This window comes from Clostridium sp. 19966, from assembly GCF_032335695.1.
Taxonomy (GTDB): Bacteria; Bacillota; Clostridia; order Clostridiales; family Clostridiaceae; genus JACTOJ01.
In genome coordinates this window covers 40,494-46,719 of sequence record NZ_JACTOJ010000033.1, presented here as the reverse complement: position 1 = coordinate 46,719, position 6,226 = coordinate 40,494, and the positions used below count along the sequence as shown (strand labels likewise).

Here is a 6,226-nt window from a genome sequence, read left to right as displayed (position 1 = left end):
TAGAAAAAGGGAAGAGCACGAAATATTTTACTAAATCGTGAAATGCTTCGTGCTCTATTTAGCATTTAGCTAAATTCTTCATGAAAAAGCGAAGCTTTTTCAGTGGCCTCCCCGAACTGAAGGAAGTTTTAAATCAGTGTAAAAATCAACACTGATTTAAAACAGAACCTAAATAAAAAGAGATAGAAATACTAAAATCTATCTCTTTTTATTTTTGCTTCTTACCATGACAAAATTATACTGATTATAAGTCGTACTTCCTAAGAGTGTTTTTCAACTCTCAATATAATCAGATATATATAAAAGTATAATTTTATATATTGAGTTAGATTTAAATTGGAATTTATAATCAACATTTATTTAAAACAGAAGCTATTTTAAAATAGATTAATTTTATTGAATAATAATTCGCTATAAGTTTAATAATAAATAATAAAACATAAATTGTATTCGGAAAGGGCTAATGGAATATGAATGTATATATTGATGGAAATATTGATATAAAAAATGAATTATTAGATAGAGGCTATTGTATTATACAAGATGATAGTGAAATCTGCGATGTAGTAATCTGCGATTTAAAAAATTGCGATTTAAACCAATTAAATAGTAAAATAAATTATAAAAAAGAAGGTTCTTTAATCATTGATATAGGAAGTAAAAATATAAATGACATAGATTACATTCTCAACAACAGGTCATACAGTAATATATTCTAAATAATTAAACTTTAGAAGTAATATTAGATAAAGAAGAAATTTTATCTATACTTTTCACTTTAAGTATAGAATGATATATAGCATGGGATATGACATTTGCAAGCTGCATTACAGTGAATAATCTAGTATTTTGTAAGACCATAAATTCTAATGAACCACATATATTAACTATTCCAGTTATGCTTATATCACCAACTGGTGGAAGTTTTTTGTTCATTGCAGAACCAGGATTTAAGGGTTTCTTTTCAATTATAATATTACCTACATTATTTATAGATCCTAAACAGGCATCTACAGCAATAATGAATGGATCTGAATATTTATCCTTTATGAGGGCAAGTACATCTATTAAGTTTTTAGCATGAACAGGTGATTCAAGGTTACCAAATACAGATATATTGTTTCCCTTTAAAAATTTAAGCTTATCTCCAATTAAAGGACCTAAACTATCACCGGTAGACCTGTCCGTTCCAATACATAAGAAAACAAGCTGTTTTTGCTGCTCTAATGCATCAAGTATATATTTAAATAATATATTGCTAAGGGTATAACTTGCATTTATATCTAAACAATTTAAAACATATTTATTATCCATAATAAAAACCTCCTTATTTGAAGTTTATCCAAAAAGGAGGTAAAATATTCTAAAGAATTTTAACTTTTCTAAAAATATTAAAGAATACAACTAGGAATATGCAGAAAATCATTCCCATAAAACCAGCGGCTTTTAGACCTATGAAGAAAGCTGCAAGAACAGCTACGGGGTGAAGGCCTAAGGAAGAAGAAACTATCTTTGGTTCAGCTATCTGTCTGGTTATGAAAACTATTATATACCATACCAGTATACCTATTGCAGCAAAATAATTTTTATCCGCTGCATAATATCCAATTAATGGAAAATATACGATAGGAATACCTAAAACCGGTAACAAATCTAATATTCCACATAAAACACTTAGCGCAAAGGCATATCTAACATTGAATATTATAAATCCAATAAGAGTTACTACAAAAGTTATACTTATAACTATCATATAGGATTTCACATAATTACCTAGTGTTATTTTTATCTCATTAAGTACATCCCAAAACTTTGAGTATTTTGAATCAAACAAGGGAGAAACCTTATTTGAATTTCTAAATTCAGAAATGTCTCTAGAGAAGAAGTAAGTTGAAATCACAGTGAAAAGAAACAGCATAATCCAATAAGGTATAGAGGATACAAAATTGGTAACCAAATTCAGCAAAAAGGATATTGTCAGAGTACCAAAATTAGCTACATACTTTGTTACATTGTTCCAGTTACTTTCAATAGCTTTTGTAATCGTAGGATTTAAATTATTATAAAATTTATTAATGTAGTCGTATGTATTTTGTATATTTATGTTTTTAGAAGAAACAAAAGTAGTTATTGATGAAGTAAGAGAAATAAGTTCACTAATTAAAGAGGTAAGTATCAGCCCGATAATAGTGAAAAATACAATATAAAATACTAATGTAGTAATAAGCGAAGCTAGGTACGGCTTTAAAGAAAATTTTCTAGCTAAAAACTTCGTTGGTTTTTGAAGTATAAGGGCAAATAAAAAAGCTAGTACGAAAGGAATAGTGTAGGGTAATGTCTTAAAAAAAGTAAAAAAAACAAAGGTGTAGATAATAAAGAAAATAATATATCTGTCCAGTTTTTCTAATAAATTATCCATATTCACTCCTAATAAATTATTTAGTAATATTATTATAAAGATAAAAACTTATGGTGTCTAGAGAGAATATTATCTGCAATAATTACTAGCTCTTCACTATCAATTATCACTTATAATTTGTAAATTGCAAATTAAAGAATATTATATTTCATCAGCAATAAAAATAGGTTATACTAATTATTGAATCTAATAATAAAGGGGCATGTAATTTTATGAACGAATATTATTTAATAACCTTTGATAATACAAGCACTACCATGCAGGCAGAAGGAAAATTAAAAGCTAAAAACTTTGATATAAAGATAATGCCTACGCCAACTTTTATAACAAAAAGCTGTGGGATAAGCATAAGAGTAGAGACAAGTGATGGAGAAAGTATAAAGAGAATACTAGAAGGAGAAGAGATAAAGTTTAAGGGATATTTCTATAAGAAGGAGAATAGTTATAAACAATTGATTTAATGGAGGAAGTTATGGGAAAATTATTCAGTATAGATATAAAAAATGGTGTATTTAAGATATTAGGTATAACTATAACCTCAAGTAATATAAATTCTGCAATATCCTTTATAATATTCTTAGTAGTGCTTTTCTTAGCCATGTATCTATCAATAAAGATAGGAAATAAAGTTATTGCTAAAACTGTAAAGAAGCAAAAGAATATGAGGTTTTCACTAGATGATAAAAAAGCAAAAACCATGGGAGCTATATTATCCAGTATTTTAAGATATACGGTGTATTTTATTGGTATAAGTGCATTACTAACTAAACTATTTGGAAATATAAGTATTACCTTCGCCGGAATTGGTGGTGCGGCTATCGGTTTTGGAGCACAAAGTCTTGTAAAAGATATTATAAATGGATTTTTTATATTGTTTGAAGACCAGTATGTAGTGGGAGATTATATATCAGTAGATAATATGAAGGGTATAGTGGACAGCATAGAGCTTAGAGTAACAAAGCTCAAAGATTTCAATGGAGATTTACATATCATACCTAATGGAATGATCACTAAGGTTACTAACCACTCTAGAAATAATATGAGATTTATGGTAGAAATGGATATTGCCTATGAAGAAGACACCTACAAGGCAACTGAAATTTTAAAGGAAGCCTGCGAAAGCTTTAAAAAGGAACATGAGAATGTGGTAGAGGGTCCTAATGTAGTCGGAGTGGTGGCTTTGAAAGACAGCGGAGTAACCCTTAGAGTTGTTGGAAAAGCGAAGCCTATGACTCAATGGGATCTTGAGCCTGAATTGAGAGCCTATCTGAAAAAGATTTTAGATGTTAATAATGTAGAATTAGCTTATCCAGTTACAAGAATAGTTAATTATGATTTAAGAAAGGAGAAATAGTATGCCAAAGGTTTTTTATATGGGTGATATAGTACAACTAAAAAAACAGCATCCTTGTGGTAGCACAGAGTGGGAGATAATAAGACTTGGAGCTGATATAAAAGCTAAATGCTGTGGTTGCGGCAGGATAGTTATGCTTCCTAGATCCAAATTTGAGAAGGATGTTAAAAAAATAATTAAGCAAAACGAGCCAGATAATAATGAAAAAAGTATTGAAATCTAGGTGACATTGTGGTATAATAACCAATTGTAGTCCCTGCTGTAATCAAAGATTACGGCCGTTAGTCCAAAGGGAGGAGGTGGAATTGATGAGAAAGTATGAAACTATATTTATATTACATCCATCACTAGACGAGGAAAGCGTAAAAGCTAATATCGAAAAGTTTAAAGGTGTAATAGAAAATGGCGGAGGTACTGTTGACAATGTTGATTTCTGGGGTAAGAGAAAGCTTGCTTATGAAATAAACAAAGTTGGCGAAGGCTTCTATACATTAGTTAACTTCAGTGCTAATCCTGAATTACCTAAGGAGTTAGACAGAATATTCAGAATTACTGATGGTGTTATCAGACACATAATAGTTAAGGAAGAGAAATAAGGTGGTGCCATAATGAACAAGGTTGTTTTAATTGGTAGATTAACACGAGATCCGGAGTTAAGATTTGCTCCTGGCAGTGGTACTGCTGTTGCAACCGTAACTTTAGCGATTGATAGAAGAGTGCCAAATAAGGATGGACAGCGTGAGGCTGATTTTATATCCGTAGTAATATGGGGAAAACAGGCTGAAGCTACAGCAAACTACATGGGAAAGGGACGTCTCATGGGGGTTAGCGGAAGAATCCAGACTAGAACTTATGATGCTAAAGATGGTACTAAACGTTATGTTACAGAAGTTGTAGCAGAAGAAGTACAATTCCTTGACAAAGGAAATGGTGCTAGTAACCCTAGAACCAATAACACAAATTCTGAATTTGGCATGGCAGGAGGATTTAATTCCGATTCATTTGATATGGATATGACTCCTGTAGATGATGGAGATATACCATTCTAACAGAGTAAGGAGGGATAAGCATGAGTGATAAGAGAGAAAGAGATTCAGTTAAAAAGACTGGCGGAAGAATGAAAAGAGGCAAGAGAAAAGTTTGTTCTTTCTGTGTAGAAAAAGCTGAGTCAATTGATTATAAAGATATCAACAAGCTTAGAAAGTACGTTACTGAAAGAGGAAAGATACTTCCAAGAAGAATTTCTGGTAACTGCGCTAAGCATCAGAGACAGCTTACAGATGCTGTTAAGAGAGCTAGAAACATAGCTTTATTACCATTCACTACTGAATAGTAAATTTAAACCACACTTTTTACAAGTGTGGTTTTTTTATACATAAAATTATATTGCCTTTATAGCTTATTATTTGATATTATGTAATATAAAAACAAGTTTATAAACTTAGGAAAATGGGGGAAGTGGCGTGATTAGAGAAGAGGTAAGGATATTTTCAGGAAGCAACGGAAAAGAATTGGGCAAAAGAATATGTGACTGCTTGGGAACTACTCTTGGAGAATCGAAGGTTATAAAATTTTTGGACGGAAATATATTTGTAAAGATAGAAGAAGCTGTTATGAATAGGAGAATATATTTAGTTCAAACAATAGGCTTAAACCCTAATGATGAATTTATGGAACTGCTGTTTTGGATGGATGCCTTCAAAAGGGCTGGGGCTCTATCAGTAACCTTGGTTATTCCATACTTTGGCTATGGAAAATCAGATAAACAGGAAGAGGATGGAGTATCTATAAGAGCTAGAGTATGTGCGGAATGTATTGAAAGACTAGGCGTGAAGAGAGTTATAACTATGGATTTGCACAGTCCACAGGTATTAGGATTTTTCAATAGTCCTATAGAAAATTTGATGGTTTCACCTGTGCTTTGTGAATTTATAAGGTCATTGAATTTAAAAGAATATGTAGTAGTATCGCCTGATGCAGGTTTTTCAAAGGATGCCAGAAAAATAGCAAGCCATCTTGGAGTAGGAGTAGCAATAGGGGATAAAACTAGAAAATGCCATGATGAAAAGGCAGAAATTTTAGATTTAATAGGAGATATAAAGGGAAAAGACGCTGTTATATTTGATGATTTTACCATATCTGGAGGAACGCTTATTGAACTGGCAAAGGCGTTAAAGGCTAGAGGAGCTGGAAAGATATATGCATGTCTTTCGCATCTTCTTTTAAATGAAGAGAATTTAAAGAAGGTTGAACAAAGCGATATAGACCTTATAGTAAGCACGGATTCTGTAAATAATAACTATATTACAAATAGTAAAAGAATAAAGATACTGTCTGCGGCACCATTGTTTGCAGAAGCTATAGATAAGATAGAAGATGGTAAATTAGTCAGTGAGATATATGATAAGAAGAACTTAGAAAAAATTTATGCGAAAATGCAATAATATTAAAAG

The 6,226-nt window shown here is 31.1% G+C and carries 10 protein-coding genes; 8 read left to right on the top strand and 2 right to left on the bottom strand.

What is annotated here, in order from left to right; all coding sequences use genetic code 11:
- Nucleotides 1-470 precede the first annotated feature (470 nt).
- Nucleotides 471-719, top strand: coding sequence for a hypothetical protein (locus IAI10_RS22020; protein ID WP_315675470.1), 249 nt, complete (start codon nt 471-473; stop codon nt 717-719).
- 4 nt (nt 720-723) lie between these two features.
- Here IAI10_RS22020 and yyaC read toward each other — a convergent pair whose 3' ends face one another.
- Nucleotides 724-1,314 carry a spore protease YyaC gene (gene yyaC / locus IAI10_RS22015; protein WP_315675469.1) on the bottom strand — a complete coding sequence of 197 codons (591 nt, stop codon included), beginning with the start codon at nt 1,312-1,314 and terminating at the stop codon, nt 724-726.
- 49 nt (nt 1,315-1,363) lie between these two features.
- Nucleotides 1,364-2,419 (bottom strand): sporulation integral membrane protein YtvI, encoded by a 1,056-nt coding sequence (ytvI, locus tag IAI10_RS22010; RefSeq protein ID WP_315675468.1) that lies wholly within the window; start codon nt 2,417-2,419, stop codon nt 1,364-1,366.
- Between the two features lie 212 nt (nt 2,420-2,631).
- Between ytvI and IAI10_RS22005 the strand changes: the two genes are divergently transcribed.
- The 7 genes from IAI10_RS22005 (at nt 2,632) to IAI10_RS21975 (ending at nt 6,217) form a co-directional block, all read left to right on the top strand.
- Nucleotides 2,632-2,880 carry a DUF3343 domain-containing protein gene (locus IAI10_RS22005; protein ID WP_315675467.1) on the top strand — a complete coding sequence of 83 codons (249 nt, stop codon included), beginning with the start codon at nt 2,632-2,634 and terminating at the stop codon, nt 2,878-2,880.
- Nucleotides 2,881-2,891: 11 nt separating this feature from the next.
- Nucleotides 2,892-3,773 carry a mechanosensitive ion channel family protein gene (locus tag IAI10_RS22000; protein ID WP_315675466.1) on the top strand — a complete coding sequence of 294 codons (882 nt, stop codon included), beginning with the start codon at nt 2,892-2,894 and terminating at the stop codon, nt 3,771-3,773.
- Nucleotide 3,774: 1 nt separating this feature from the next.
- Complete coding sequence (locus IAI10_RS21995; protein WP_315675465.1) at nt 3,775-3,996, top strand: DUF951 domain-containing protein; 222 nt, start codon at nt 3,775-3,777, stop codon at nt 3,994-3,996.
- Between the two features lie 85 nt (nt 3,997-4,081).
- The gene (rpsF, locus tag IAI10_RS21990) at nt 4,082-4,369 is read left to right on the top strand and encodes a 30S ribosomal protein S6 (protein WP_315675464.1); all 288 of its coding nucleotides are present in this window, start codon (nt 4,082-4,084) and stop codon (nt 4,367-4,369) included.
- Nucleotides 4,370-4,381: 12 nt separating this feature from the next.
- Nucleotides 4,382-4,822 carry a single-stranded DNA-binding protein gene (locus tag IAI10_RS21985; protein ID WP_315675463.1) on the top strand — a complete coding sequence of 147 codons (441 nt, stop codon included), beginning with the start codon at nt 4,382-4,384 and terminating at the stop codon, nt 4,820-4,822.
- 20 nt (nt 4,823-4,842) lie between these two features.
- Nucleotides 4,843-5,106 (top strand): 30S ribosomal protein S18, encoded by a 264-nt coding sequence (rpsR, locus tag IAI10_RS21980; protein ID WP_315675462.1) that lies wholly within the window; start codon nt 4,843-4,845, stop codon nt 5,104-5,106.
- Between the two features lie 130 nt (nt 5,107-5,236).
- Nucleotides 5,237-6,217, top strand: coding sequence for a ribose-phosphate pyrophosphokinase (locus IAI10_RS21975; protein WP_315675461.1), 981 nt, complete (start codon nt 5,237-5,239; stop codon nt 6,215-6,217).
- The last annotated feature ends 9 nt before the right edge of the window (nt 6,218-6,226 follow it).

Excerpts from the sequence above, each read along its gene's own strand:
- IAI10_RS22020 (WP_315675470.1), top strand. The coding sequence starts at position 471 with ATGAATGTATATATTGATGGAAATATTGATATAAAAAATGAATTATTA.
- IAI10_RS21985 (WP_315675463.1), top strand. The coding sequence starts at position 4,382 with ATGAACAAGGTTGTTTTAATTGGTAGATTAACACGAGATCCGGAGTTA.
- IAI10_RS21995 (WP_315675465.1), top strand. The coding sequence starts at position 3,775 with ATGCCAAAGGTTTTTTATATGGGTGATATAGTACAACTAAAAAAACAG.
- IAI10_RS22005 (WP_315675467.1), top strand. The coding sequence starts at position 2,632 with ATGAACGAATATTATTTAATAACCTTTGATAATACAAGCACTACCATG.
- rpsR (WP_315675462.1), top strand. The coding sequence starts at position 4,843 with ATGAGTGATAAGAGAGAAAGAGATTCAGTTAAAAAGACTGGCGGAAGA.
- rpsF (WP_315675464.1), top strand. The coding sequence starts at position 4,082 with ATGAGAAAGTATGAAACTATATTTATATTACATCCATCACTAGACGAG.
- ytvI (WP_315675468.1), bottom strand. The coding sequence starts at position 2,419 with ATGGATAATTTATTAGAAAAACTGGACAGATATATTATTTTCTTTATT.
- IAI10_RS22000 (WP_315675466.1), top strand. The coding sequence starts at position 2,892 with ATGGGAAAATTATTCAGTATAGATATAAAAAATGGTGTATTTAAGATA.
- yyaC (WP_315675469.1), bottom strand. The coding sequence starts at position 1,314 with ATGGATAATAAATATGTTTTAAATTGTTTAGATATAAATGCAAGTTAT.